This window comes from Belliella calami, from assembly GCF_022549695.1.
Classification (GTDB): domain Bacteria; phylum Bacteroidota; class Bacteroidia; order Cytophagales; family Cyclobacteriaceae; genus Belliella; species Belliella calami.
Window position 1 is genome coordinate 534,832 of sequence record NZ_JAKZGS010000001.1, and the last position, 24,096, is coordinate 558,927.

Here is a 24,096-nt window from a genome sequence, read left to right on the forward strand (position 1 = left end):
ATTAATAGTTTTGAAATCAATTAAATAAGGGCGGTTACCAAAAATGAAGATATAATCCAAATAAAACACCCAGACGAAAAACTAATTATGTACCTAATTTTTTCAATCATGCCCTCCCCCGAATAATCAATCCTGCCAACCCGGGACTGTCCATCATCCTTTCTAGTTCCTTGTCCACGAGTTGGGATATTTCGGATTTTACCCTTTGGTAGTTTTCCATTACTTCCGACACTTCCAAATCACGTACTTTTTTGATATCCCTATATTGTTTTTCTTCATTGGCAATGCCTTCATGGTCATTGATGATCTTTGCATGGAAGCGTTTCAGGGTGATTTCCTGATCGGGGTTATCGGCCACTATTCCAACGAACTCACCAGATGAAAGGGTTGATATCGTTGAAGGTGGCACGGCCAAATCCATTTGGTGAGAATGGCTGACCGAAGTATCATTGCTGTTGATCGAATGGCTTTGTCTTGCCTGCATGATCTTTCCAAACCTGTCGGAAAGCTGCTTGGCAGTATCTCCCAACACCTGGCCCGAGATGATATTGCCAACCGTATTCATGATCACTTCGGCCTGTTCCCTGCCATAATCCTTTTTCAGTTGGCTGTAGTCTTGCACCCCCAAGGTGGTAGCCACCTTATTCCCCCTTGCTGTGGCTATCAGGCTGTCAATGCCATTGAAATAGATGGTGGGAAATTCATCAAATACCAAGCTTGATTTCAATTGGTTTTTCCTGTTTACAATTTTTGTAATCCTGGAAATGTAAAGAGACAATACCGCCCCATAGACCTGTTGCTTCTGTGGATTGTTTCCCATGCAGACTATCTTTGGCTCATCGGGATTGTTGATATCAAGGGTAAATTCAGATTTTGAAAGTACATAATAGAGTTGCGGGGAGGCCAACCTTGCCATGGTTATCTTGGCACTTGCAATCTGTCCTTCCAACTGTTCGGCTGCCCCTTGCAGATATGCCGATACAAAGGGGTTGATCAAAACTTCTATTTCCGGCTCTGTCCTGAGCACGGAAAATAACTTGTCGTATTCCACCTGCATCAGTTCAATCACATGGGGAAGAGTACAATATTTTCCATCCCTGTATTTTTTCAAAAACCAGATCACTGCAGTCAAAAAGTTGATGGGTGATTCCACAAAAAAATCCCCCTGTTTTTTGATCCATTCCCTATTCAGTCCCATCATGATTGTCCTTGAAGATTCAGATGCATCCGTAATGTCGAGCATGGTGCTTGGCTCTAGGGGATTGCACCTGTGGCTATTTTCTAGATTGTCAAAGTTGATGGCATAGAACTTCGGAACAGTCTTGTAAGCTGACTTATTATTGAGCAATGCATTATAGGCTATTTTGGAGAGGTCATCATATTTGAAGTCATAGATAAACATCGAAAAACCTTTGGCTATATGCTGGGTAATGATGTGTCTGATCACAAAATAACTTTTTCCTGATCCAGGAGTCCCTACTACCAAAATAGCTCTAAATGGATTAATAAAGTTAATCCAACTTTTGCGGACTTTATTTCCAAGCTTATAGACTGCGGGAAGGTTGACTGCATATTCATTTTCAAGCTTTCTTTCCTCTTGGGGAAATGTTTCATTGAGTTTGTTGAAAATATCCGTTTGGTCCCTATTCCATATGATCCTGGTCATAAGTGTCCCGGAACTCAAAGTCAATAAATAACCAAAGAGAGTAAGGCTTATATAACCATACTCCAAGAACAATGGCTCTCCCCCACTTTTAAACAACAATCCCGAAAGCCAATAGCATGTCAAACCAAAAATACCTATAGCCAAAACAGGCAACAGACCAATTTTCAAGGATTTCTTACCCTTTACCCCCAAAATTGAAATAAGCAATAAAAGCAATGCCAATGCCTTTGAAAGCCAAAACTCGGCAAACAGACCAGTCTTAGCCAATTTATTGACAAATTGATCCATTAGATTGATATCCAGTTTCCAGTTTTTGACGACTAGTTTACACTCCCAATAGAAATGGAACAACAAAATCCCGAAACCTATCTTTCTTGTAAGGTCAAGTATTTTTCTCAATGCTTCTGCATTTTCACCTGTTGCCATATCCGCTATTGTCTGTCTTTTCTTTTTTTCTTCTGTTTCTTTTTCAAATTCCCTGGGTCATTGCCATGTGTGGAGCCATAATCGGGAGTCAAAATATCCCTGAAAAAGCCAACCATCTCCGATAGGCCAAAAGGTTTTAGGTTGGTGTCAGCTTTACCTCCAAGATCCTCTTCAGAATTAGCCTTCTCTGTTTTGCTTACGGTTTCTTCACATTTGGTCTTTTGGATAAGCAATTCATTTTTTGGCTTATCATTGTCAGTCAGAGCCAAAGCTTTTGTTATTCCATTTGCACCAAAAGCTTTCCCCAAGACAGATCCTTTATAGACCCTTCTTTCAATATTGTCCACATAAGTGCAGCCATAGAGCCTTCCATTTTTGTTGAAAACCAAGTGAAGGTATATCCCTTTTCTTCTCAGGTTTTCCAAAAACAAATCAAGTTTGCCTTTTTCACCAACTTCTAAGCCCACCGATTTTTGTACTTCAATGATCCTATAAATCAAATCTTCTTTGGCTTTTACTTTGGCTCTGTCAACCTTGCCCTTATAGAATGATGCTTTTTTCAATATTTTAGAATAGGTTGGTTTGTTGTAAAGGCTGCTGGATTTGATTGGGACACTCACAGGCTTGCCTTGTTTGTCTGAAATGGAATACACCAATCCATTTCCATGAAATTCCTTTCCGGAAGCATTTACTTTAGAAGCAGATATATTGAACTGGGCCAATGCCGCATTGAACTCCGTAAAGGATTCAAAATGGTAACTGCGCAAGACCTCCGTTACAATATTTCCTACCAAAGCTTTTGTCTCAGCTTTGCCGTATTGGGCTTTCTCCAGTGGTCTGTAAATCAAATAATCCTTTTTTTGGCTTTCTGCCCTTACAAGCCCAAGGCTTTCCTCAATTTCCCTTCGGGCTTTTTCTGAGGCCCCCTTTCCCAGGTTATTGGTTTCCAGTCTTTTCCCATTTTGATCAATATTGGTGGAAACAATATGGATATGGGGATGGACTGTATCATCGTGCCTATAAACCTGAAACGGCTGTTTTCCAAAGCCGATCCTATCCATATAGTCTTTTGCGATGAAGCTCAACAATCCATCATCAAGCTGATCTTTGTTTGAAAAATTAAGGGAAATATGCAGCGTATTTGTTTTCACCCTTTTGTTGAGTGCAAAGCGCTTTTGGAATCTTGCCAGTTTTTCATTGGAAGACAATTTCTGGATACTTCCCAGAAACCCCTGTCCATGGATCAGGGCAGCATTCCTGTTTTGTACCTTTGATTCATTGTAGAGAATCAAACCCCTGATTTCTTTGCCTGTGGTTATTTTCGCAACCATTTGTCCAGAAGTGGGCTAACTATATTTTTGAGCTGTTCCTGTTTCTTTAACACTTCGTTGAGGTTGTTTGCTAACTTCTTAGCCAAAGCCAATTTTTTTGAAAGGTCTCCTGTTTTGTGAAATACCCTTACTACCTGATTGGCGTTGACACCGATGGCATTGATTTCCTGGTGGATCAGGGAAAGTTTTTCAAGAAACACATCAAGACTTTTGTCGTAGGTGGTAACCACCAGTTTCTGTTTGCATAATATATCCCTGATAAGGCTACTCATCGTCTGGTTTTGGGACTGGGAAAGTATTGTCAGCAATTCTTGGAACTTGGTTTCTGAAATTCTGCTTTCTACCCTTCGGGTCAGGTTGTTGATTTTGTCTTCAGGCATTATGTATTTGTGTTTGTGATTTAAGGTCTTTAACTGTCATCTCGAACTGAGTTGAGGCTTTGGCTATACAGGTTTCTAAGATTTTGCTTTAATTAGAATCCACTTCAAACCATCAGTATCCAAGGTTTCCTATCCACTGTTTGGCAAAAGGTTTCCAGTCTAAAATTGGTACTCCGCTGTCTGTTCTCCACCCTACTGATTCATGGAAGTAAAAAAACAGTTCTACCTCCTCTAATGGTACTTTTCTTTCATAAAAGAATAACTGGATTTGTCCAATCGCTGGATAGACATTGATGATATTTTCAAATTGGGTTTTCATACTTACCGCTTCCATGGTCTTGTTTTAGTTTGGTTGGATATAAATTTTGGAAACAGGAAATGAAATTTATCAGTATTGCCACTGAAGGTGTGAGAAAAATCCTTTTCCAAAAATGATTTTGGCGTTTGGCAAAACGGCCTAAAACAGAAAGTTGAGAACTATCAAAATGTCAAGTTTTACAGTTCAGAAACTTGACATTTAAAAAAGTATTTAACTTTCCAACTTGGGATAACTCAGATGAAAACTAAATTCTACTGATAATAAAAACGATCCATGATAGGCTGACGACTTTAAAATGGCGTATCCAAGTTTAAAACATTTTGTAAGCAAACACCCAAATCAAGGAAAAAAACAATAAAGATTGCACCTATAGTAAAATCTGATGTTTGTAAATGTTTCACTTTTTGTATGGTTTTAAATGAAAAGGGATCGAGGTTGATACTAGAAAGTTGATTTTCAAGGCCTTCTACCCCTATATTTTTCGCTCTAATCCAATTTTCCCAAAGTATTTGAAATCCCCTTAAATACTGACAATTAAACAAAAATCAAAATCATTATTTTTTGAAATTCCATTACAGTACAAATTTAGCCTTTTGCCTGCTGTAGCGCCCAAGAGCTTCCGGCATAAACACATGCCCTCCCTCCTAGTCCCTCATTTATTCCTTTGCCTCTTGGTCTTGATTGGCAAAAAGGCTGATGCCGCACCATAATCAAATTCAAAACTTAAATGAACATGTTATGGAAACTGTAATCAGAAATTTTCAAGACAATCAGGTGGCAGAAATCAAACTTTCCTACAGCCACAAGGTAAAACCTTCATTAATGCCTAAAATCAACAGTTCACAGGATGCAAGCAGGTTGCTTCGTGAAAACTGGGAAGAAGATAACCTTGGGTTTTTAGAGGAATTCAAGGTGATGCTGGTAAGCAGGTGCAACAAGGTGATCGGGATCTGCAACATTGCAAAAGGTGGCACAAGCTGTGTAACCGTAGATATCAAACTGTTGATGGCAGCTGCGATCAAAGGGAACTGTGCCGGCTTGATACTTTCACATAACCATCCGAGTGGAAACCTCAAAAGTTCTGAGCAGGACAGAAGGTTGACAGGAAAGGTCAAAGAGGCCTGTAAACTCTTTGACATAACTGTCTTAGATCATATAATCCTGACAGAAGAAAGCTACTATTCATTTGCAGACGAGGGGTTGATATGACCTCTCTTTTTGGTCGTTTCTTAAAGTGTGTTTTATGGGAGGATAAAGTTTTTATCCTCGAAATTCCCTATTTTTATAAATGCCTTAACTTTCAAAACAGCTATACACTTTGGAAACAAACAGAATCATTTTAGAAAAAAAGGAATTTGATATTGTTAATTCCATACTTCAAAGCTTTAATAATAAAGCGCAATGGCAAAAGGTCAGTGATGGTAGCTTTCTTTTGTCAATTAGTGATGAGGGTGCTGAGGTTATGTCGCAAACAATCCAAGAAAAATATGTTTTGGAAGGATTTGATCTGTATTACAATTTAAATCATGAAGGAGAAAAATATCAAAAATTGATGGATAAATTTCGGGAAATAGGTTGGTAGAAATAAATATTCCCTGGATTTGGCTAACACTTTTTTCTCAAAGGTAATTTGTTGTTAAAATCATTGTAAATTATCGCTGAATACTGGCCCTTTAAAATTTCAAAGTGATTTCTAAAACAATAAACAAACTCAGGGTTTACATCAGGAAAACATTGGTTTTACTACTAAATTGTTTGATTTTTTCCACCTTCCTTTTTGGCTGTGATTATTCTTACCAAAAACAAATTGGAGAATATTATTTTCTTCGGGCAGTCAATTCCCCGGTTACCATGAGTATTGGTTTTGGGTATTCGGAAATTAACGAAGGCTTGATAGATCAAACAGTTTTTGAGGCATATTGGAATGAAGAGTTTATTTTAGCAAAAAGACATCCATCCAAAGGTATCAATGTTACTGATATTGAAAGAGATAGGGTGGATTATTATATAATCAAAAAAATTGAGTTTGGAAACGAAAGAGCCAGTGAATATGTGGATGGGCCTCTAACTAAAGATGTATATTCAAAGAGGATTATAGAACTAGGACTTAAAGAAGAAGCTATGCATTCACTTATATTCAATGACCTAAAATAGAATTTGAGCGAAGAGGTATCAGCAAAGTCACGAAGCTTTAAAAAATAAATGGCTTAAACAAAAGCCTTATCGGAGGAATGAAAGGTGTAATACTAGATGTAATTTCTGGTAATAATTTTCTTATTGTTAATGGAGATAATAAACTGGTTACATCTGATGAAAATAGTATGAAAAGTTCATAGATTAGAAAACACCATAACCCCACAAGAACAGCCCATTAAATTCTAAAAAAATAATGATCATAAAACAAAAAATTGTAGATATTAAGATTTGTTTATTAATAGCTTTTATAGGATTGTTTTCTTGCTCAAAAAAGGATGATTATAACGTATTTGTAATCCATGAACTTTCAAAGCCTACATTGGATACATTGGATTTTGAAAAAGAAGGTACTGTAAACGGAGTAGAAGTAAAGATAACAGGCAATTTAAATGGAAAAGCCATCTTGCAATTTGAAAATGGCGCTGAAAGGTTTCATAAAATTGAGTTGGAAGACAATGTAAATCAAGTTTACGAAACTGAATGGTATAGTTCAAAGATGTTTTTCAAATATCTGCCTGACAAAAATACCCAGGGGGATAGCCTGACTTTACGATTCAGAGCGCGTTAAATTGCCAAAACAAATTTTACTAAAATAACTATTTACATAGCATTGCCAATTCACAACCAACGGTTTTATCAAAAACAATTGGTTTCACATTTTATCCGAAGAACAATTGGTTGTAATAGTGTTAGGTGAAGCAAACCAATGGTAAAAATGAGGGATACCAAGGAGCGGTGGTTTTTTATTTCTTTGACGAAAGCTTCAAGGATAATTTTCCTGATTGTGATTCAATTAAATTTAATCAAAGTGCATTAGAAAGGAGGACTTACACTGTTGAAGATCTAAATGAGTTGAATTGGGTGGTGACATACCCTTAAATAACCAAGGACAAGGTTGATGGGATTTTAATTGGTATATATACTTTACATGATTTTTCAATTGGAGGAGTAGTTAAAGTTAGATATTTAGTTTTAAGTGACCTTTTCCGATTAAAATAAAAAAATTCACTAAGGAATGAAAAGATTGATATGTTGAATGAATCCTGTTTTCTACATTAGATGTCAAAAATGAAAACCTTAAAAGATAGTTAAAATGAAAAACATTAAAAATACTATTTCGAGAATGTTCGTAATCGTAATGTTCTTTTTAATGTCAAGTTGTGAGGACCTCTTTCCCAGAATTTCAATTGGGACAATTAATGATTCAAATCACGATATCCAATACTTCACAACTATTTACAAACCCGAAGGGTTGATTTATCCCGATACAATTTTGCCTTTAAGGTTATCTCCACCATTTAGTGTCTCCAAATCCAAAAGCTCTTCTTACCTAGATTTCAACATGACTGGAAGAGATCTTTTCTCTGGAATCCCATCCGATACATTGTCAGTATTTATATTTCATCCAGATACTTTGGCTTTGTACGATTGGGGAACTATCAGAAGCGATTATAAGATATTGGTTCGCTACGATTTAAGCTATCAAGATTTAGAACGATTGGATTGGAAGGTCTATTATCCTCCCAATGATCAAATAGACGGGATAAAGATGTTTCCGAGTGAATAGGCTTCAGAAAGTTGATGACGGAATTTGAGGCGTTCTTCTGAGACAAGTCAACTTGTTGATAAACAAGCTTGGGAAAGGGGCTACTGTATTAGATACTAATTTGAGTGGTGGAGCATTTTCATTATGTTCTTATCTTATTGGGCCTAATGGATTCAAACCTGATTTTAAAGATCATTTATTTGTTCATGAATATGGGCATTATTTGCAGAGCCAAAGAATGGGACCTCTATACCTGCCATTTGTAGGATTACCGAGTGTTACTGATTTTTATCTAGTAGATAAATTGTTCAAAGTCAATTTGCATAGCACAAGATGGTACGAGGCAAATGCAAGTAAATTAGTAGCAAATTATTTTGATGAAAAATTTGGAACAGAGTCAAGTGGGTATTTCTCAGGAAGCATTAATCATTTTGATAGAAATTCGTTTGTCAATGATAGAACAAGTAGCCCTTATCGTAATCCGAGAAATGAAGGTTTTAATACTAGAGGTAATCCAATAAAAAGTCGTTTTCACTGGTCAGATGTACCAATTAATATGTTATTTAATGGAGGATTAGGTCTTTTTGGATTTTTGTTTAACAAATAAATTTAATAGCTATGAAAAAATATGTGTTTCCACTTTCTCTTATCTCAATAATTTTCTTATGTGCTGGTTGTCCTGAAAGTTTTATTGAACCTGACTCTAAGCTAATTATTATGAATAATTCTGATAAAAAAATCATTTTTTTTGATCAGTTTAATTCACCAAAAGATACATTATTATCCAATTTCCCTTTTAATTTAACACTTGAAAATACAAATTCCAGAATAATAGGGCCTAACAGTTCAGCAACATTCCCAGGTTCCTATAAAGGAATTTTAAATGATTATCAAGATGATATTTTGATGCTCTATTTATTTTCTCGAGATACGATAGAGCGGGTATCTTGGGATCGGATAGTTGATGAATATTTGATCTTGAGAAGGTATGATCTCACTTTGAAAGATTTAGAAGACATGAACTGGACAATAACCTATCCTTAAAGTCTCCTTTTCCAAAAAAGCGGTTTAGTTAATAGAGCATTTAGCGATTAAGGTAAATAAATAGACTTAAACGATGCAAAAACTAACCCTGCAGTAATGGCTGTATTGATGCGGTTGACAGGAGGAAATCCGGCTGGCTTTGGAGCGGATGGTGGCATGACTGCAAGGATGGCGAATACAGGTTATGAAACAGGTGGCCTTGAAGGTATTTTGAGTAAAAAAGACAACAATAGAGACGCCCCTCCCCCCTACCTGAATTACCAATGGAATAACAATAAAAAAGTCTATTGGACTTAAGGAAATACTAAATTATTAGCTGTTTTAAGTTTTTTGAGAAAGTTTGATTTATATTGGTATCGTTGTTTCGTCCCATATTTAGAAACTAGATTTCTGTCTAGTTTTTCTTTGGTTTTTAAGAATCATCATGATCCCTGTTCTGCATATAAATTATTGGAAAAATGAGAATCCAAATAATCTTAGTTTTCATCTCACTCCTTTTTGGGTGTAAATGTGAGGTTCAGCAAGAACTAATTGTCTTGAATAAGTCAAGTTATAACATTTTTTATTGTGTACATAAAGACTCGATCCCTGAAATGTCAAAGATTAAGGAAATCAGACCATGGTCAGAAGACAAAATAAAGAGCCATCATAGAAATCTTAAATTCGATAAAAAAAACGATTCCATAGAAAATGCAAAGAGTTTGAGGACAGCAAATTTGATCAAAAAGGATAGTCAAAAAGTGGTTTTTTCATCAAGGGCGGTGGGGGTATTTCTTGACAAAGAAAGTATCCAAGAGCAGATAAAAAATGAATATGCTGGCTGCCTATATGTTTCTATAATTGCCGAAGATGACTTAATAAGATACTCTGATGTGGAGATTATATACTATTGAAAATCAAAAGTGCACAGGTATTTAATTTCACTCAAAACAGAGTATAACTTGTTTTTGATAGAGCAGCGTTTATTAAGAATGTAGCATTTGGTAGAAACTGTTCAGATAACAACGCGTATTGGAATCGTTTGAGGTGGATACTCAGGATCAGTTTAGTTCACAGCATTTGGCTATGGAAAATCGAATTTAGAAAAAGCTTAAATTGAGCTTTTTGGTGTTAGTTCGGGATGCAGGTTTATACTGTGATGATGGTGGATACAGATGAAGAGCTGTCTTGGTTCGTACTTATTATATTTGGAGCATTTGTTATGTTAAATAATAAAAAAGAATACTGGCAAATCCTGCTGGTTTACATAACCATTCAACTTTCAGGATGTAACTATTGTAAAGTTGCAGAAGACATAGCTAATCAAGAAGTTAAAGGGATTGTCGATTCCAAGAAAAAGTTGGAATGGAATAGGGATGAACAAACTATTATCTACTTGGACTCTATAAATAAACTTCAGAAATATGAAATATTGAGGGACAATAGTGGACTTTGGGATTTTGTTCAAAAAGGAGATAGTTTATATAAGCCATTAAATATAAAAAAGATGAAAGTTTATAGAAAAGGGGTACTTGCTGGAGAGTTCCTGATGGATATTGGTTGTCCTAAAAATCTTAGAGATGAGAAATAATTTATTTTGGACAACATTTCGATTCAATACCAGTACAACTCTAACCCTAAAAGATATTGAGGAGAATTTGTTTAATGACAAAATATCAAATCTATTCAGATTTTCATTGTTGAAATCACATGCATCGCAGATTGTCTTCTCCTATAATCTTATGCAAATTCAGGTTATGAGAATTGGTTTAGTTTTATCAGGATTAGAAGCAGAGGAAAGGAATGTAAAGGTTAGATTTAGACTTTCAAATATACTTCTTCTAGTATTTGTCTTGCAACTGGCAATGAGCTTTGCTTGTTTTATAGTCGTAGCGTTATATGTAGATGATCCTGCTTTAAAAGTATTTTTCACATGTCTGCCATTATTTGTTTATATAATTATGATTGCTAATTTTCAATTCTTTAAGTCCAGAGTGCTGAAAAGATTAAAGGAGATCGGGATTTACCTTTTAAGTGAAAAATCTAGATGATGCAAAAAAATGATACAACTTCATTTGAAAAGCTTACCCCGTCGTACCAATAACATGTATTATGTCAACTTAAAAAATGAAAAATTGGGCGATTTAATTATGGATATTATTTTTAACTAATTGTCTAGGAAAAATAAGTAAAAACCCTGAGGACATGAAAGGTCTTTGGCAAGAATCAAGCATGGGTAATATTTGGTATTTTAAAGATTCAATAGGCTATTTCTATTTATTTCACCCTCCTACAAACTGGAGTTTAGAAAAGGATGTTCTGAAGATTATGAATGCGAGGGACTTAGATAAGAACCCTATCATATATGATGAACTTATAATATTAGAGCAAACAAAAAATAAGCTGAGGATAAAGAATGATGATTTTTATAGGGTTATTAATTTTCATTTTAGGTGTATATCTCTACTTTCGTATCATCAGGAGGGATAAGGTAGGTATTCATAAATTTAATTCCGAATATAAGATTAGAAGAAACGTGACTATCTATTCGATAATGACCGGGGGATTTATAATGTTCATAAGGGAGCTGATTATATGGTTGACATCCTAATAGTTAGAGCTATTTATTAAAAAAACCGCCAAGTCATAGTTTTTGCTTACAGTGCAGCTACATTTTTCTGGAAGAAGTCTTTTATTTTTTTGTTGGTGAGCATCTTGTCGATAAGCTTGAATATCGTCTGATTGTCCTTGTCGTGACGTTGCAATTTCCTAACACTCCAATTGTTATTGTCTGATTCAATTTCATAGAATTTAAGCTGGTTTTCATCATCAATTCGAATGATTTTCAAGTAGTGAGACCAACTTAAATCAAAATTCCGAAACGATGTTTCGGAAATAGCATTGTCAGAAATCTGAGACATTTTGAGTCTAGATTGGTCAATTCCAATTTATCGATTTGTTTTTTACCCTCTTAACTAAACACTACTTTCAATTCAAAAACCTTTCAAACCCAAGTCCAGAATCTTCTTGATCTTTGTTAAGAATTTAATAAATCAAGGGTTAGACCCAAGACACGCTGAAAAATTAAATCCCAAAGCAATGGGTGGTGGATGTCATTCCCAAATCAAAGCAAAATCTCCTATATACAACCAAAAACTAAAACAACAACTTTCAAAAACCTACAAATCAGCCAACTATCCCACCTTATCAAACATTTTACTCTACGGATATCATTCAACAGCCACTAGGCAAATACGAAGCATTCATAGCCTGTCCCGTATCGGGAGATTCCAATAAACAACTTTCTCAATATCCATTAAAATCCCAGATTTCTCATCAATCAGGGCTTACAGATAGGGATTGATATCAAAGGGTTTTCTCCGGAGGGCCAAATGTTACCTGCCGTTTTTTTGTTCGGATATTTCAATACGCTATTATGAGTATCCGCAATGTTGCACGTAGGGTAAGAAGTACCTTTATAAGTTGCGGATACTCGTCAGCAGACAACAGCTCACAGTCAACAGAACCACAAATCGTTCATCCAACAACCCATTGTTTGGCTACGTGCAAGAAAGCGGATAGTCATATACGCTATAGTTGCAAGCTTTGTTTTCTTCTAATTCTATCCCATGCTCCGAAAGAAGTTGAGAAATTATTCCCATTGTTTCTTCTTCATCTAGACCTATTTTTTCTTTTGGATTCGATTCCAAAGGCTCTAATATTGGTTCTTCCGTACATGCTGAAAATACAAGCGCCATTAAGAAAAGAGTACCTATAGTCTTAAGATATTTTTTTGTTGAAATTATAATATGATAGGATTTTGAGTCATTGGATATTTAGAGAGGGAATAGGGCCAAGTTGGGAGATTACGTTGGAAGCAGGGTTGTAATTCTTCCCAAAGGAATAGATCAAACTAAAGCTAAACATCCAGTCCGAAGTGTCGGGAAAATCAGTTTTAAAAGATTTATTAGTCAACATCTGAATGGCAACAGGAAAATCATTTCTTGTCAATGCAATTATAGATGAAGTGAAAAGGCCTTCAGTTTTGTCTATGTTGAGGTAGTATATTTGGGGATTGAATCGGAGATAATAATTTTCTGACAAATTGATTTTTCTGAAATTTGCATTCAGGGTTAGGAAGTGCATTCTTTTGGATGAACTTTCCGCAAAACCATTCCCATTAAGGTAATATAGGCCTATGCTGGTATTTGGAGTGAAAAAATAATTGGGAACCAATTCTCCGGCAAGATAACGTTCAGTTGTAATGACTTCAGATGGCGGTGCTCCATTGATAGATAGCATTTGCGGTTGAAACAAAAGTCCGGGGTGAGCTCCAACATTCAACTTAAACTTTTCTCCTTGAAGTAGCTTGTATCTTCCCCAAAGCAATATCGTCCATGGCTTTCCTTCCAATGAGAAATGAAATTCGGGTTCAAATGTAAACCGATTGCCAACATTCAACATCAAAAAGCCTGCAGGTTTATTGAGAGAAAATGTCGGCAAAAGTGCAATACCGTTATTGGTTAAACCAAATGAACCCCCGAAATAAGTCGATTTGTTGCTTTCTTCTTGTGCTTTGCAGTCAAGGAAATACAAAGAAAAAAGAAGGACTAAACAAATTCTATATTTTAGGTTGCTAAGACTCATGATAATGTATTCATATGTCAGTAAATTTGAGTTAATAGAGTTTGAGAAGAGATGACTATAGCAGTGTAATTGATGGGCAGTTCACTAATTGGAAGAAATCAAAATCGACTCCCCACACGAGATGAAAAAGCTTATCCATCTTTTTTATATAACCTAACCTAAAAAATCCCTTTACTATCAATTGAAATCCCTCTACTTATGACTGGACAGAACTTGCTCAAACTCCCAGCTCCTGAGAAATAGAATGTTTTCAGGCATTTAGAAACCAATTTATTTATTAAGGCCTAACAATGCTGAATTCTTATCCATTTCAAAAGTAACCGTCACATTACCTGTTCCCAATGCATTTCTTAACCCTGAAGGATCATCTATTTTCCCCATTCGGGTATAGCTGTATGAAGTATTCAAGCCCTCGTAAAAGAGCACAACCGTATTGGAACCGTAAAGCATCAAATCACCGGGATGAATAGTTCCGGGATTTGAGGCGTTGGTAGGAAGGTTTTCCGGAAGGCGGACATACTTTTCATTCCTGTTCAGTTCAATCATTTCTACAGTCATCGGAAGCATCTCCTTGAATGCCATTGCGGAATTATTGTCCAAAAGGGTAGCCGTAAAGGTTTGTGAATTGACCGTTATTTTGATTTTTCCGTTAGCCATTGGTGTTTTATTCTCCATGTTGATATTGTCATCGTCTTGGTTGCAAGAGGACGCACCACTGACAAGAAATGAAACAAATACCAACATCATTGAAAATGAACGTTTCATCACCCTGTTGTTATTTTAAATGTTCTTTGAAAAACTTTTCTAATTTATCAAAAGGAATGACTTCTATTTTATCATATAGATCCACGTGAACTGCGTCAGGGATAATCATCAATTCCTTTGGCTCGGCTGCTGCTTTAAAGGCATCTTCGCTAAAGTAACGGGAGTGTGCATCTTCTCCTGCAATTAAAAACACCGGTCTTGGTGAAATTTCATTTATGTAGGTCAGCAATGGCATATTCATAAACGGTAAGGGGGTTGTCGCTGTCCAGGCACCATTTGAGTTTAATGAATTCGGATGAAAACCACGGGAGGTTTTGTAATAATCGAAGTACTCTTTTACAAATTTGGGTTCATTTCCCTGCAATTTGTCAGGAAGGTTATTTGAGGATGGAGCAAACGTTCCATTTTCCGCATCCTTCCATCGTTGTTCACCCATTTGCTCTAACAATTGAGTGCGTTGCTCGGGTGTGATGGCATCAAAATAACCATTTGCATTTACCCTACTCATATCGTACATACTTGTGGTGGCCACCGCTTTTACACGTTTGTCCACGGCTGTAGCGTTTAGGGCAAAACCTGCAAATCCGCAGATACCAATGATGCCTATTCTATTCCTGTCAATATTTTCTTGAATTCCGAGAAAATCTACTGCCGCACTGAAATCTTCTGTGTTTATATCCGGCGATGCAACGTTTCGGGGTTCTCCACCGCTCTCGCCTGTATAGGAGGGGTCAAACGCAAGGACTGCAAAACCACGTTCTGCCATTTGGTTGGCATACAAACCTGAGGATTGTTCTTTTACCGCACCGAAAGGCCCGCTAATTGCCAATGCCGACAAATTATTGCCACCATCTTTTGGAAGGTATAAATCGCCAGTAAGTTCAATTCCGTATCGGTTTTTGAAGGTAACTTTTTTACGTGTTACTTTATCACTTAATTGGAAAGTGTATTTTGCTGATGGCTCTGAAACTGCTGATGTAGCTGGTTCCATTGTTGTTTCTAAGATTATTTGACTTGACTTTTCCTCACCATACGACATGCCTAATGTTGCGAGTGCCAGGATTACTATTAAATTTTTCATAGCTATTCTATTTTTGAGATTAAAGCTCTTGAGCAGTAGGCCGGAAGATAACTTCATTGATATCCACATCTTCTGGCTGGCTGATGGCAAACGCAACGACTCGCGCAAAACTGTCAGGGCTTATTCCTACTTCTCCCACATAATCTTTGTTTGCCTGCTGGACATCCGACTCGGTAATATGTTCCAAGTGAGTGCCCTGTATTGTAACCTTTGGGTTTCCAAGGCTTCAACAAATTGCTCTTTCGACTCCACTACTGCGTTCGCATGTGTGAAGGTAAGGTCATCGGTCATCATGGAAGCTACAGTATTTGCATCTCCATTGAGCGTGGCCTGCCTACGTTTTTCATGAGCGGCTAAAACCTCTTGATGTGCATCATCTGTTTGACCGTTAGTTGTACATGACCATAAGGTTTCTAAGCAAGGTATTTTGCCATTAGCGCTGTACCAATCCTGCACAATTTTAAATTCGCTGCTTTTAAAAAGCCTCTTCGCATAAGAGGGGTTGTTTTTATACTTTCTAGCTGGTTTTGCATGGTCATTTTTTTTGTAGAATTTCTTTAATCTAGTTTTTCAAAGAAACTAGCTCTTCTTGTTGTATTCCTCATCCGTCACGGCTTCCATCCATTCTACAATCCCCTGTTCCGTATTGGGAATAATATAAAGTTGCTGTACTCCTACATCAGGACTTGCCCCGTGCCAATGCCGGATATTAGGGGGGAACTTTACCACATCTCCCTTTTTCATGACTTCAATGGGTTGTCCTTCAATCTGAAAATAGCCAATACCATCAGTAATAATCAAAATCTGTCCGGATGGGTGGGTATGCCAATTGCTCCTCGCACCGGGTTCAAAGTACACATTGCCAGCAAGTGTAGTATAAATGGAATCTGCTTCCAGCAGGCTTGTGGGATAGGCATCCCCGGTAAACCATTCCGCTGAACCTTTTTCACCTATTGGAAAAATGTTATTCAATGCAGTTTCGTCCTGTTCCATATTGTTTTGTTTTTTATTCTTGGAATTACAGCCCTGCCATATAAATAAAAGGATGACAGCTGCGAGTATTTTTGTGGTTTTCATTGTGCATGTTTTAAATTCCCTTGATGATTTTTGCAGGAGTACCTCCCACGATAACATTGTCGGGAACGTCTTTAGAAACAACAGAACCCGCTGCAACCACCGAGTTTTCGCCAACGGTTACCCCTTGTAAAATAGTTGCTCCTGCACCAATCCACGCATTCTTCTTTATGTGTATTGCTTTGGGAATCAATGCGTGTCGGTTTTCAGGATCTATCGGATGACTTTCGGATAGCAGGCTTACGTTGGGAGCTAGAAGTACACATTCATCTATGGTAATACCCCCCAAGTCCAGAAAAGTGCAACCGAAATTTATAAAAACGTTTTTACCAATTTTGGTATGCTTGCCGTAATTGATGTACAAGGGGGTAAACACGTCAACGCTTTCATCAATTTCTGAACCTGTGATTTGGCTCAGTAAATCCCTGATTTCTTTAGGATCTGTAGCATGGTTCATCTGCACCAGCAATTTTCTGGTGACATATGACTCCTCGAGCATTCTGTAGGCCTGAGGATCGCTAGGCAGAATGGTTTCTCCCTTTTTCAATCGTTCAAAAATATCTGTTGTTTGCATTGCATTATTATTTAATGCAAAGGTAGCTGCAAAACAGAAGCATTATGTTACATTAATGTCGCAATAAATGTCAAATATCACTTATATTTGATAGTTGCTTCTTATCTGAATGAATATGTCAGTAAATCAAAAAGTTATACTTCACAAAACAGCGTCAAAGGCTCAGTTTCCCGATGAATTTCAAACCCGCTTCCACACGCATATTTACTGCCAAAGTGGAACTGTAAAGTTTGTGTTCAACGACAAGCAATACCAGGGTAAAAAAGGAGAATTTATTTTTTGGCTCGCAGGTCTTCGTGTTTCGGATTTGTCTTTTTCAGCCAATTTTAAGGCAACAATGTTATTTGTGGACAGTGATTTATTGACATCGAATTTGCCAAGTGCGAATGTGAGTATTGATAGCTACATACATTCCAAAGAAAATCCGATTTTACACCCTGAAAAAAAAGACAAAGAGAAAATCTTAAAAAATTTCCAGTTGCTGTACGATAAATCACAGGAAACAAACCATCGCTTTTACGAAGAAATGTTGAAACTCCAAATGCAACTTTTCCTTTTGGAAATGTGGCATATTTTTGAAGATGAGCTTGACAGACGTAAACGTAGTTTGCAAAGCGGAACACTTTACGAGCAGTTTATGCAGTTAGTACAGGAGCATTGTATGAAAGAGCGTGAAGTACGGTTTTACAGCGATAAGCTGAACATTACACCAAAGTATCTTAATTATATTTGTAAAGTCAATACGCAGATTACCGCTTCGGAATGGATACAACGATATACCAAAGAGCGAATCATGTTTTTGTTGCAAAACAAGAACCTGAATATTTCTGAAATTGCCGATGAAATGGATTTTTCGAGCCGTTCGTTCTTCACCCGCTATGTAAAGAAACTACTGGGAGTTACTCCGAAAGAATATCGTGAACGGATATAAAAAGACTTACAAGATTTTTTTTGAGCATTGGCTAGAATTTTGGCGAATATTTGAATTCAAAAAAACGCCAGTAAATTAAACCACTGGTAAATATTGGGGATTTTGAGAGAAGGAAAATTTGGCTCTTTTATTGGGGATTCAGAGTGAGCAGTTGGTATTCCTTTTACAATTGATCCAGGTTGTGTAGGGAATACATATCTAAGACCATAGATTAGAAATTCTATGAAGGAATTAATATTTGCTTTTCGCTTTTTTGAATCAATCAGGCCCGCAATTTTGCATCTATTCAATGCCTCTGATATTTCAGACGGACTGATTTTTAATGGTTGAGCTAAATCGGCGTTATACCAATCATCATGCTTTAAGGCTACGATTTTCAACAAAACTACGATATCTTGGGGACGCATCCCATTATGCTTTTTCCTACTTAATACTACTATTTGCGATTCGCGAATTACGAATATCAAAATATATAAATTTAAACTGAGAAAAGCTTCTTCGAAAAGAATTCAATTGTTGTCAATTACCCCTCTGATTAATTTCTACTTGCCGATAACCTAGGTATTGCCAAAATCACCTCTCTTTCTTTAACCTCAAATCATAAACCTCTGTAAAGTTCTTATCAACTTCCTGTCTATGGATATATCTCCTTTTCCTTAGAAAAACCGATTTTAATTCAATCCCCTACCTTCTTCGATGGCTTCGGTTTTTGATATAAAACAGTGGGACTTGACATCAATCTCCTTCATAAATTCCTTAAGGGATATCCAATCTTCTTTTGCTGAACTATAGGACTGGATTTGGTTTTAGAGCTTCTCCTCTAAAGCCCAAAATTTCTTTTCGAACCAATCATTTGAACTTGGGGTAAATAGGATGTATTCTAATTGTTCCAAATAGCTTGGGTATTTATCCGATGGACAAAATGAAAAAATACTTAACGTGTTTTTCATACCTATTGACTTTTTTATTTCTCAAATTGTGATCTACCTTAATGCAATTGCAAACATTTCAGTCACCAAAATTGGAAGCTCCTACAGAACCCCCAATCAAGACATTTTTCTTTCATTTTTAAGAAGCTCACATTGAATAATATTGCAGGGATAATTCAAAGAAAAATAACTGACTTTATTGAATTTTTACGACACAATTTTGTCGCAATATTCTGTATCGCGACAATTATCATGACAAAACCCTATTATTGCGTCAATTGTTTATTAATTTTGTCGCAATATTAAAAATCACGACATGGGAAACCAAAATGAACTGCGGATAATTGAAGAAACAATTGCCTCATCCTCCAATGGTTTAGGAATAGAGGAACTACTTATCTTACTACCATTTCAAATTGAAAAAAGAACTCTTCAAAGAAGACTTTCAAGCCTTAAAGAAAAAAAACTTATACATATAAGTGGAGAAGCTCGATCCACAAGATACCATGCAAACATTGCTGAAAAAAATCATGATTCAAGTAAGATTAATTCAACAGAGGAAAACCTAGCGCCTATCCCTCTTTCAAAAGAAGGAAAGTCTATTTTAGCCTTGTTATCCCGTCCTGAAATCCAAAGAACACCAGTGGGGTATGAACGCTCATTTTTAGAAAACTATCGTCCAAATATTGACAGCTATCTCAGTATCGAAGAAAAGCAAAAGCTAGCAGAATGGGGAAAAACGCATAATGATGAACAGCCCGCTGGAACTTATGCTCGTGAAATATTAAGCAGGCTTTTAATCGACCTTTCATGGAACTCTAGCCGTTTGGAAGGTAATACGTATTCCTTACTCGATACCGAATTGCTAATTCATGAGGGCCAGGTTGCAACCGACAAATCTGCCAAAGAGACACAAATGATTCTCAATCACAAGGAGGCCATTGAGCTTTTGGTGGATTCATCAAATGAAGTGGATTTCAATCGATACACAATTCTCAACTTACATGCCTTACTTTCTAACAACTTACTTTCCAATCCAGCTGCCTCAGGAAGACTTCGAGTATTTGGGGTGGGAATAACAAATTCAGTTTTCACTCCACTAGGAATACCACAATTAATTGAAGAGTTTTTTGATCTAATCCTAGAAAAAGCAAGACAGATAGAAAACCCATTTGAGCAGGCTTTTTTCATACTTGTACAACTCCCCTATTTGCAACCTTTTGATGATGTCAATAAGCGCGTTTCTAGATTGGCTGCAAACCTGCCATTTAACCGTCAAAATCTTGCCCCCCTTTCATTTATTGATGTTCCTGAAGAAAGTTATATCAAAGGGTTGCTTGGCATCTATGAATTAAATCGCATCGAGTTATTCAAAGATGTGTTTTTATGGGCTTATCAGCGATCCGCATTACGCTATGCAGCGATCCGTCAATCAATTGGAGAACCCGATCCATTCCGAATGAAATATCGGGAAGAAATACGCGATACTGTAGCGAATATTGTCAGAAATGCGATTGGAAAAGCAGAAGCATCCAAGGTAGTTAATACAGAATCTCAAAAGCTTCCTATCGAAGATCAGTTGAAATTCAATGAGGTGGTTGCCATTGAGATTTTGGGACTTCATGAAGGGAATTTTGTACGCTATCGAATTAAACCTTCTGAGTTTACGGCATGGAAAAAGCACTGGGGATCTTAAAAAATTAATCGGAAAAATGAAAAATACAAATAGATTTTCAGCCATACCTCCTATCCTAATGAATCGCTACATTTCAAATAAAAAAGAGAGGTTGATATGCCCCCTCTTTTTGGTCATTCGTTAAATTTAATTTATGTAGGCTTCTTTTTTATATTCTAAAGATTGATACAAAAACACCTCCTTTCCTGCTAACTACGTTTCCAACTAATATTTTAACTCAAAGTAATTTGAAGTTACTGATTCATCATTTTTTATTTGACTTAAAATCCAGCTATTTTAACCCGACATCTCTGCTAGTTTTGCATTTGTTTAATTTTGCTTACTTCTTATGTGCTTAATAAAGAGACCGATGTGTGCAACACTGACTTTGTCGGACATTTTCGCATAATCTATGTTGGCTTTTCCCATCAATATAAGTTCTTAAGTAGCTTAATGCATGTATTTCCCAGCAAAATACAGTTTTCCGTTGTTCTCATTCTTCCAATATACCCCTTAACTTTTTCATATCTGAACTGATTTTTGTGTCAAGGATTTTCGCATAGTGTTGTGTCTGCTTCAAAGATTTATGTCCAAGCATTTTGGATACAGTCTCTATCGGAACACAATTTCCCAAGGTTATTGTTGTTGCAAAAGTGTGGCGGGCTATATGAAATGTGAGAGGTTTATCGATTCCACAAACATCAGCGATTTCCTTGAGATAAGAATTCATCTTTTGATTACTCAAAACTGGCAAAAGACAGTCTTTGCTGATACATTGTGGATGAGATTCATATTTATTGACGATAGCCAAAGCCTGGGGAAGTAGTGGTAACCTTGTTGGCGTTTCTGTCTTCTGTCTTTGAGTGAATATCCATTGCTCCCCATCAATACCTATTTGGATATGGGATTTTCTAAGGTTTTTGACGTTTAATAACATGAATAAATTTCGAAAATTACCTAGTTTCAAACAAGATGTTTTATCACAGAACATGTTGCTAATCAATTGATTATACCGTTTTCAATGCGTCTTTTTTTTAAAATCGAGAACTACACGAATGACGCATTTAAATTATGGGGATTTTTGAAAAATTTGGTGATTTAGGCACCAAAAACAAAAAGCCCACAATCTTCGGATTGTAGGCTTTTGATAAAGAATTTTGATGTTTTTGTGGTTAAAATCTCGCTTTAAACGCTTTAAACACACTTTTTAATAATCTTTGGTTAGTCTTTCAAATTTTAAATCTCTTCGAATTTGGAGATTTTATACTGATTGAAAGCCATTCTGGCAGAGAGGAAGGGATTCGAACCCTCGATACCCTCACGGGTATACACGCTTTCCAGGCGTGCTCCTTCAACCACTCGGACACCTCTCTAGTTGTTTCGGACTGCAAAGAAAATTATAAATTTCAGCCAAAGCAAACTTTATACTGTTTTTCCCTATTTATAATTTTATCCAAATTTCAAAATCAACAATATTCCAAAACTATCATGTTGATTTATAACGCTATAAAAACTTTGCTGAATCAATCATTCTCTAAAATTAACAGCCATTTTAATTCTGGGCTGTCAATGACATCTCTCCCGCAATCGGTGTTATCAATTTTCTTCTGATTTCTGAATCATTGCTTTCGTTGGCGAGCAAGAACATCATCTTGGTAATAGCAGCTTCTGTAGTAATATCACCTCCACTCAAAACCCCAATCCGCTTCATATCCTTACTGGTCTCGTACCTTCCTTGAATCACGCGTCCTCCATTACACTGTGAAACATTTAAAATAATCAAACCTTTTTTTACTGCCTTTTCCATTGTTTGGATAAACCATGTTTCACTTGGACTGTTCCCTGACCCATAAGTTTCCAACACAACCCCACGTAGTCCTTTTGTCGCAAAACAACTCTCGATAACATTCTGGGTAATACCTGGAAACAGCTTCAAAACCATCACCCTATTGTCCAAACGATTGAAATACCTCAATTTCTTCCCTTCTTCAAATGGCTTTATTGCAGCATAATTATAGTCTATGATAATGCCTGACTCAGCTAATGGTGGGTAGTTTTCTGACTCAAATGCATCGAAATGTACACTTTGTACTTTCTTTGCTCTATTTCCTCTCAATAGCATATGATTAAAGAAAATACATACTTCCGGCACTATTGGCTTTCCGTTAGCCTTTGCCATTGCTATTTCTAGGGAGGTCATCAAATTTTCCCTAGCATCAGACCTCATGGCAGAGATAGGAAGTTGTGCTCCAGTAAAAATCACTGGCTTACTTAACCCTTTCAGCATATAACTTAACATAGACGCTGAATAAGCCATGGTATCAGTGCCATGAAGCACTACAAATCCATCATAACTATCATAATTCTCATAAATGATATATGCCATATCCACCCAATGGCTCATGTTGACATTTGAAGAGTCGATAGGTTCGGGAAATGATATGACTGTAATTGCCGCATTCATACTGGTCATAGTCGGGATTTTATCCAAGATTTGCCCAAAATTAAATGGGACTAAGGAGCCACTATCATCATAGGCCATCCCAAGTGTCCCTCCAGTATATATTATCAATACAGATGATGTGATCTCACTTTTGGCTGCAGTATTTAATCTTACTATCTTATAATTCATGGTTGAAATGATGGAATATAAGGTTTGTGTTATTTTGAGTAATTCGAGAAACCTCCTCTAAGCTTGTTTGGCAAAGATCCGCAACTCGTTGGGCTATAATTGGTATGTAGGCAGGTGAATTCCTTTTTCCACGATGAGGGATTGGTGCAAGATAAGGACCATCGGTTTCCAAAACCAAATGATCAAGACCTATTTCAGGTAGAACTTTATCCAAACCTCCATTTTTATAGGTTGACACACCACCAATACCAAGTTTAAATCCCATTTCTATGATTTGATTTGCTTGCGTGACACTTCCAGTAAAACAATGAAATATCCCAAACAAATCAACTCCATTCATTTCTTTGATGATTTCAATAGTTTCATCCATAGATTCTCTGCAATGCAGAATGATTGGCCATTTCTTATCTTTTGCCCATTGTATTTGGATACGAAGCGCTTCTTTTTGTTGTTCAAAAAAAGTCTTATCCCAGTACAAATCCAATCCTGTCTCACCTATCCCTGCAAAATCCCTTTTATTTATCCATTCTTCCATGATATAGAGAGATTTTTCAAAATCTTTCTTTACATCACATGGATGCAAACCCATCATGGGAATACATTTTTGGGGATGATTGAGCTCAACTTCAAGCATCGAATCTATCGTTTCCACATCCACATTTGGCATGAAGATCCTCTGCACGCCATTATCAAAAGTCTCCCTAATTACATCTTCTCTATCGGAATCATACTTTGATGAATATATATGTGCATGCGTATCTGAAAATGGGTGTAGCATTTGTATTAATTATTATAGTTATGAGACTTGAAATATTTGATTTTAGATTTTAGATATAAAGCTTAATATTGTTTTGTGTCAATCTAGAATTTACGAATGAGTGAAATGGATTTCGGTCCAATC

31 protein-coding genes and 1 tRNA gene are annotated in these 24,096 nt (G+C 36.5%); 13 read left to right on the forward strand and 19 right to left on the reverse strand.

Annotation, left to right across the window (positions count from 1 at the left end; all coding sequences use genetic code 11):
- Positions 1-106: 106 nt before the first annotated feature.
- The 4 genes from mobC to MM236_RS02130 form a co-directional block, all read right to left on the reverse strand.
- A complete protein-coding gene (mobC, locus tag MM236_RS02115; protein ID WP_241273279.1) occupies positions 107-2,092 on the reverse strand; it encodes a conjugal transfer protein MobC in 1,986 nt (661 codons plus the stop codon).
- 5 nt (positions 2,093-2,097) lie between these two features.
- Entirely contained in the window at positions 2,098-3,423 is a 1,326-nt protein-coding gene (locus MM236_RS02120) for a relaxase/mobilization nuclease domain-containing protein (protein ID WP_241273280.1), read from the reverse strand.
- The gene (locus tag MM236_RS02125) at positions 3,408-3,803 is read right to left on the reverse strand and encodes a plasmid mobilization protein (RefSeq protein ID WP_241273281.1); all 396 of its coding nucleotides are present in this window, start codon (positions 3,801-3,803) and stop codon (positions 3,408-3,410) included. The genes MM236_RS02120 and MM236_RS02125 overlap by 16 nt, the downstream gene beginning before the upstream one ends.
- 112 nt (positions 3,804-3,915) lie before the next feature.
- Complete coding sequence (locus tag MM236_RS02130; RefSeq protein ID WP_241273282.1) at positions 3,916-4,137, reverse strand: hypothetical protein; 222 nt, start codon at positions 4,135-4,137, stop codon at positions 3,916-3,918.
- Positions 4,138-4,860: 723 nt separating this feature from the next.
- Here MM236_RS02130 and MM236_RS02135 point away from each other — a divergent pair.
- The 11 genes from MM236_RS02135 to MM236_RS02185 all read left to right on the forward strand — a co-directional run bounded on the left by MM236_RS02135 (position 4,861) and on the right by MM236_RS02185 (position 10,938).
- Entirely contained in the window at positions 4,861-5,331 is a 471-nt protein-coding gene (locus tag MM236_RS02135; protein WP_241273283.1) for a JAB domain-containing protein, read from the forward strand.
- A 109-nt stretch (positions 5,332-5,440) separates the two neighbouring features.
- Positions 5,441-5,704 (forward strand): hypothetical protein, encoded by a 264-nt coding sequence (locus MM236_RS02140; protein WP_241273284.1) that lies wholly within the window; start codon positions 5,441-5,443, stop codon positions 5,702-5,704.
- Between the two features lie 173 nt (positions 5,705-5,877).
- Positions 5,878-6,276, forward strand: coding sequence for a DUF3997 domain-containing protein (locus tag MM236_RS02145; protein WP_241273285.1), 399 nt, complete (start codon positions 5,878-5,880; stop codon positions 6,274-6,276).
- A gap of 235 nt (positions 6,277-6,511) precedes the next feature.
- Positions 6,512-6,886, forward strand: coding sequence for a hypothetical protein (locus MM236_RS02150; protein ID WP_241273286.1), 375 nt, complete (start codon positions 6,512-6,514; stop codon positions 6,884-6,886).
- 525 nt (positions 6,887-7,411) lie between these two features.
- Complete coding sequence (locus tag MM236_RS02155; protein WP_241273287.1) at positions 7,412-7,885, forward strand: hypothetical protein; 474 nt, start codon at positions 7,412-7,414, stop codon at positions 7,883-7,885.
- A 55-nt stretch (positions 7,886-7,940) separates the two neighbouring features.
- On the forward strand, positions 7,941-8,471 hold the full coding sequence (locus MM236_RS02160) for a hypothetical protein (RefSeq protein WP_241273288.1): 531 nt from the start codon (positions 7,941-7,943) through the stop codon (positions 8,469-8,471).
- 11 nt (positions 8,472-8,482) lie between these two features.
- Positions 8,483-8,908 carry a hypothetical protein gene (locus MM236_RS02165; RefSeq protein WP_241273289.1) on the forward strand — a complete coding sequence of 142 codons (426 nt, stop codon included), beginning with the start codon at positions 8,483-8,485 and terminating at the stop codon, positions 8,906-8,908.
- Between the two features lie 96 nt (positions 8,909-9,004).
- A complete protein-coding gene (locus MM236_RS02170; RefSeq protein ID WP_241273290.1) occupies positions 9,005-9,205 on the forward strand; it encodes a hypothetical protein in 201 nt (66 codons plus the stop codon).
- Between the two features lie 296 nt (positions 9,206-9,501).
- A complete protein-coding gene (locus tag MM236_RS02175) occupies positions 9,502-9,801 on the forward strand; it encodes a hypothetical protein (protein WP_241273291.1) in 300 nt (99 codons plus the stop codon).
- Positions 9,802-10,028: 227 nt separating this feature from the next.
- Positions 10,029-10,478 carry a hypothetical protein gene (locus tag MM236_RS02180; RefSeq protein ID WP_241273292.1) on the forward strand — a complete coding sequence of 150 codons (450 nt, stop codon included), beginning with the start codon at positions 10,029-10,031 and terminating at the stop codon, positions 10,476-10,478.
- Positions 10,468-10,938: a hypothetical protein gene (locus MM236_RS02185; protein ID WP_241273293.1), complete on the forward strand. Its 471-nt coding sequence runs from the start codon at positions 10,468-10,470 to the stop codon at positions 10,936-10,938. Before MM236_RS02180 ends, MM236_RS02185 begins: the two co-directional genes overlap by 11 nt.
- A gap of 606 nt (positions 10,939-11,544) precedes the next feature.
- Here the strand turns inward: MM236_RS02185 and MM236_RS02190 are convergent.
- From MM236_RS02190 to MM236_RS02225, 9 genes are all read right to left on the reverse strand, one after another.
- Positions 11,545-11,808, reverse strand: a complete 264-nt coding sequence (locus tag MM236_RS02190) for a DUF1016 N-terminal domain-containing protein (protein WP_241273294.1) — start codon at positions 11,806-11,808, stop codon at positions 11,545-11,547.
- Positions 11,809-12,447: 639 nt separating this feature from the next.
- On the reverse strand, positions 12,448-12,645 hold the full coding sequence (locus MM236_RS02195) for a hypothetical protein (protein ID WP_241273295.1): 198 nt from the start codon (positions 12,643-12,645) through the stop codon (positions 12,448-12,450).
- A 67-nt stretch (positions 12,646-12,712) separates the two neighbouring features.
- The gene (locus MM236_RS02200) at positions 12,713-13,534 is read right to left on the reverse strand and encodes a hypothetical protein (RefSeq protein ID WP_241273296.1); all 822 of its coding nucleotides are present in this window, start codon (positions 13,532-13,534) and stop codon (positions 12,713-12,715) included.
- Between the two features lie 270 nt (positions 13,535-13,804).
- Entirely contained in the window at positions 13,805-14,299 is a 495-nt protein-coding gene (locus MM236_RS02205) for a cyclophilin-like fold protein (RefSeq protein ID WP_241273297.1), read from the reverse strand.
- A gap of 10 nt (positions 14,300-14,309) precedes the next feature.
- Positions 14,310-15,380 (reverse strand): alpha/beta hydrolase, encoded by a 1,071-nt coding sequence (locus MM236_RS02210; RefSeq protein ID WP_241273298.1) that lies wholly within the window; start codon positions 15,378-15,380, stop codon positions 14,310-14,312.
- 19 nt (positions 15,381-15,399) lie between these two features.
- Positions 15,400-15,567 carry an SDR family oxidoreductase gene (locus MM236_RS19835; RefSeq protein WP_241273299.1) on the reverse strand — a complete coding sequence of 56 codons (168 nt, stop codon included), beginning with the start codon at positions 15,565-15,567 and terminating at the stop codon, positions 15,400-15,402.
- The gene (locus MM236_RS19755) at positions 15,507-15,836 is read right to left on the reverse strand and encodes a nuclear transport factor 2 family protein (protein ID WP_369415179.1); all 330 of its coding nucleotides are present in this window, start codon (positions 15,834-15,836) and stop codon (positions 15,507-15,509) included. Before MM236_RS19755 ends, MM236_RS19835 begins: the two co-directional genes overlap by 61 nt.
- Before the next feature lie 123 nt (positions 15,837-15,959).
- Entirely contained in the window at positions 15,960-16,457 is a 498-nt protein-coding gene (locus tag MM236_RS02220) for a cupin domain-containing protein (protein WP_241273300.1), read from the reverse strand.
- Positions 16,458-16,467: 10 nt separating this feature from the next.
- Positions 16,468-17,028, reverse strand: a complete 561-nt coding sequence (locus tag MM236_RS02225) for a sugar O-acetyltransferase (protein ID WP_241273301.1) — start codon at positions 17,026-17,028, stop codon at positions 16,468-16,470.
- A 115-nt stretch (positions 17,029-17,143) separates the two neighbouring features.
- Here MM236_RS02225 and MM236_RS02230 point away from each other — a divergent pair, with 115 nt between their 5' ends.
- Entirely contained in the window at positions 17,144-17,959 is an 816-nt protein-coding gene (locus MM236_RS02230) for a helix-turn-helix domain-containing protein (RefSeq protein ID WP_241273302.1), read from the forward strand.
- 56 nt (positions 17,960-18,015) lie between these two features.
- Here the strand turns inward: MM236_RS02230 and MM236_RS02235 are convergent, their stop codons facing one another.
- Positions 18,016-18,342: a helix-turn-helix domain-containing protein gene (locus tag MM236_RS02235; protein ID WP_241273303.1), complete on the reverse strand. Its 327-nt coding sequence runs from the start codon at positions 18,340-18,342 to the stop codon at positions 18,016-18,018.
- 423 nt (positions 18,343-18,765) lie between these two features.
- Positions 18,766-18,909, reverse strand: a complete 144-nt coding sequence (locus MM236_RS02240) for a hypothetical protein (RefSeq protein ID WP_241273304.1) — start codon at positions 18,907-18,909, stop codon at positions 18,766-18,768.
- A 295-nt stretch (positions 18,910-19,204) separates the two neighbouring features.
- Here MM236_RS02240 and MM236_RS02245 point away from each other — a divergent pair, with 295 nt between their 5' ends.
- Positions 19,205-20,584 (forward strand): Fic family protein, encoded by a 1,380-nt coding sequence (locus tag MM236_RS02245; RefSeq protein ID WP_241273305.1) that lies wholly within the window; start codon positions 19,205-19,207, stop codon positions 20,582-20,584.
- Positions 20,585-21,056: 472 nt separating this feature from the next.
- Here the strand turns inward: MM236_RS02245 and MM236_RS02250 are convergent, their stop codons facing one another.
- From MM236_RS02250 to MM236_RS02265, 4 genes are all read right to left on the reverse strand, one after another.
- Positions 21,057-21,500 (reverse strand): site-specific integrase, encoded by a 444-nt coding sequence (locus tag MM236_RS02250; RefSeq protein WP_369415180.1) that lies wholly within the window; start codon positions 21,498-21,500, stop codon positions 21,057-21,059.
- A gap of 346 nt (positions 21,501-21,846) precedes the next feature.
- Positions 21,847-21,936 (reverse strand) — tRNA-Ser (locus MM236_RS02255).
- Between the two features lie 179 nt (positions 21,937-22,115).
- On the reverse strand, positions 22,116-23,195 hold the full coding sequence (locus MM236_RS02260; protein ID WP_241273306.1) for an asparaginase: 1,080 nt from the start codon (positions 23,193-23,195) through the stop codon (positions 22,116-22,118).
- Entirely contained in the window at positions 23,185-23,973 is a 789-nt protein-coding gene (locus MM236_RS02265) for a TatD family hydrolase (protein ID WP_241273307.1), read from the reverse strand. Before MM236_RS02265 ends, MM236_RS02260 begins: the two co-directional genes overlap by 11 nt.
- Positions 23,974-24,096 lie beyond the last annotated feature (123 nt).